The organism is Micromonospora sp. D75 (assembly GCF_018070405.1).
GTDB lineage: Bacteria > Actinomycetota > Actinomycetes > Mycobacteriales > Micromonosporaceae > Micromonospora > Micromonospora chalcea.
On the sequence record NZ_JAGPXV010000722.1, the window covers coordinates 1 to 2728 of the forward strand.

Annotated in this window: 5 protein-coding genes; all 5 read right to left on the reverse strand. The window is 71.2% G+C overall.

The genetic code is table 11. The annotated features are described in order from the left end of the window. Positions 1 to 374, reverse strand: a 374-nt coding sequence (locus tag KBX39_RS28170; protein ID WP_210873419.1) for an MBL fold metallo-hydrolase, incomplete at its 3' end; no start/stop codon positions are given. Between the two features lie 224 nt (positions 375 to 598). Further along, complete coding sequence (locus tag KBX39_RS28175) at positions 599 to 1564, reverse strand: PLP-dependent cysteine synthase family protein (protein ID WP_043326204.1); 966 nt, start codon at positions 1562 to 1564, stop codon at positions 599 to 601. A gap of 11 nt (positions 1565 to 1575) precedes the next feature. Then, entirely contained in the window at positions 1576 to 1914 is a 339-nt protein-coding gene (locus KBX39_RS28180; RefSeq protein WP_030501846.1) for a MoaD family protein, read from the reverse strand. 67 nt (positions 1915 to 1981) lie between these two features. Next, entirely contained in the window at positions 1982 to 2470 is a 489-nt protein-coding gene (locus KBX39_RS28185; RefSeq protein ID WP_030501847.1) for a Mov34/MPN/PAD-1 family protein, read from the reverse strand. Between the two features lie 54 nt (positions 2471 to 2524). After that, a partial coding sequence (locus KBX39_RS28190; protein WP_210873421.1) for a DUF2017 family protein occupies positions 2525 to 2728 on the reverse strand: 204 nt, incomplete at its 5' end.

Consider the following 2728-nt stretch of genomic DNA (forward strand, 5'->3'; position numbering starts at 1 on the left):
ATCGGGAACGTGCCCGGCTGGAGACCGTAGAACTGGTAGACGTCCTCCACCGAGCCCTCCTCCTGCCCGTACGCGGCGGCGAGCCGGTCGGGCGCGCCGGAGGGGGCGTACATCGGCAGGGGCGGGTACGGACCGTCCGGCGCGTACCGGCGCACCACCACGTAGGACACCGCGTCGAACATGTGGTCGCAGTGCAGGTGGGTGAGGAGGACCGCGTCGGGGGCGTGCAGCCCGACGTAGCGCTGGAGCGTGGAGAGCGAACCCACGCCGAAGTCGATCAGGAGCCGGAAGCCCTCGGCTTCCATGAGATAGGCCGAGCAGGGCGATTCGGGGCCCGGGAAGCTGCCCGCGCAGCCGAGGACGGTCAGTCTCATCCGGTGGCCTCGATCTCACCATGAGTAGTCGATGCGCCGGCGGCGACGCCGCCGATGATCTCTACCGACGCGCTCGCCACGCTGCGCAGCCTACGCGCCGCCCCGGTCGGGCAAGAATCATCTGCCGGAAGTTGTCATCAACGTGACACCCATACACGTCCGCTCCGGGCAGGCGCGGCGGCCCGGCCGGCGGGCACCCCCCCCGCCGGACCGCCGCCGGACCGTCAGGCCCAGAGCTGCCCCTCCAGCGACTCCTCGGCGTCGGCGAGCGTGCCGCCGTACGCGCCGGTCGACAGGTATTTCCAGCCGCCGTCGCAGACCACGAACGCCACGTCGGCGCGGCGGCCGTCGCGGACCGCCTCGTGCGCCACCGCGAGCGCGGCGTGCAGGATGGCGCCGGTGGAGAACCCGGCGAAGATGCCCTCCACCTCGACGAGCTGCCGGGTCCGCAGCACGGCGTCCCGGGTGCCCACGGAGAAGCGGCGGGACAGCACACCCGCGTCGTACAGCTCGGGCACGTAGCCCTCGTCGATGTTGCGCAGACCGTAGACCAGCTCGCCGTACCGCGGCTCGGCCGCCACGATCTGGATCCCGTCGACCTTCTCCCGCAGGAAGCGGCCGGTGCCCATGAGCGTGCCGGTGGTGCCCAGCCCGGCCACGAAGTGGGTGATGCCCGGCAGGTCCTGCAGCAGCTCCGGTCCGGTCGTCTCGTAGTGCGCCCGGGCGTTCGCCTCGTTGCCGTACTGGTAGAGCATCACCCAGTCCGGGTGCTCGGCGGAGATCTGCTTCGCGGTCGCGACGGCCTGGTTCGAACCACCGGCGGCCGGCGAGAAGATGATCTCCGCGCCGTACATCCGGAGCAGCTGCACCCGCTCGGTGGAGACGTTCTCCGGCATCACGCAGACCAGCCGGTAGCCCCGCAGCTTCGCCACCATGGCCAGCGAGATGCCGGTGTTGCCGCTGGTCGGCTCCAGGATCGTGTCACCGGGACGGAGCCGGCCGGCCTCCTCGGCCGCGCGCACCATGTACAGCGCCGCGCGGTCCTTGATGCTGCCGGTCGGGTTCCGGTCCTCCAGCTTGGCCCAGAGCCGCACCGGCGGCGCCCCGGCGGGAACCGTCGGCGAGAGGCGGGGCAACCCGACCAGCGGGGTGCCACCGCACGCGTCGAGCAGGCTGTCGTACCGCGCCATCGCGGGCCCCCTCAGCGGGCGGCGCGCGTGGAGACCGCGTGCGAGGCGATCGCCGCGGCGGCCGCGAAGCCGAACGCGCCACCGGCCACGGCCGGCAGGATGGTCACGCTGTCGCCGTCGTTGAGCTTGGCGTCGAGCGCGCCCAGGAAACGGACGTCCTCGTCGTTGACGTAGACGTTGACGAACCGGTGCAGCACGCCCGCGTCGGTGACCAGGCGGGCCTTCAGGCCGCCGTGCCGCGAATCCAGGTCGGCGATCAGGTCGGCGAGCGTGTCGCCGCTGCCCTCGACGACCTTCGCGCCGCCGGTGTAGCTGCGCAGGATGGTGGGGATGCGAACCTCGATGGCCATGATGTCTCGTGCTCCTCGTTCGGGATGGTGCCAGGTGACGGGAAAAGGAAGGTGCCGGCGCTGAAGGTCAGCGGTCGGAACACTCGTAGTCGACCGTCGCCGGGCTCTGCCCGAACATGTAGGACTGGACGGCGTTCGGGTCCACGGCGGCATCCACGATCTTCACCGGTTCCTCGGTGATCACGCCGTCGACGATCCGGAAGGAGCGGATCTCCTCGGTGTCGGGCTCGCGGGTCGAGACGAGCAGGTAGTGCGCGCCCGGCTCGCCGGCGAAGGAGACGTCCGTGCGGGACGGGTAGGCCTCGGTCGCGGTGTGCGAGTGGTAGATCACCACCGGCTCCTCGTCGCGGTCGTCCATCTCCCGCCACACCCGCAACTGCTCCATCGAGTCGAACTCGTAGAAGGTCATGGAGCGGGCCGCGTTGTCCATCGGGATGTGCCGGGTCGGGGTGTCGCTGCCGACGGGGCCGGCGACCACGCCGCACGCCTCGTCCGGGTGGTCCCGACGCGCGTGGGCGACGATCGCGTCGATGATCGACCGGTCGATGCTCAGCACGCCACCAGCCTAGCCCCTGGCCGGGCCGGGCGGCGAGGTGGCAACCGTCACCACTCAGTCGATGAGCGCGTTGAGCAGGGACTCCTGCAGATAACCGAGGTAGGCGTAGACCGACAGTTGGAACACCCGGGACGAACCGGGGTCCTCGGCGACCGCGTCGTCGAGCTCCTCACCCAGGTCGGTGCCGTCCTTGATCTCCAGGCGTACGCCCATCGCCAGCCGGGCGTCGTTGAGCGCGCGCAGCCACGCCTCGGCCGC

Excerpts from the sequence above, each read along its gene's own strand:
- KBX39_RS28175 (WP_043326204.1), bottom strand. The coding sequence starts at position 1,564 with ATGGCGCGGTACGACAGCCTGCTCGACGCGTGCGGTGGCACCCCGCTG.
- KBX39_RS28180 (WP_030501846.1), bottom strand. The coding sequence starts at position 1,914 with ATGGCCATCGAGGTTCGCATCCCCACCATCCTGCGCAGCTACACCGGC.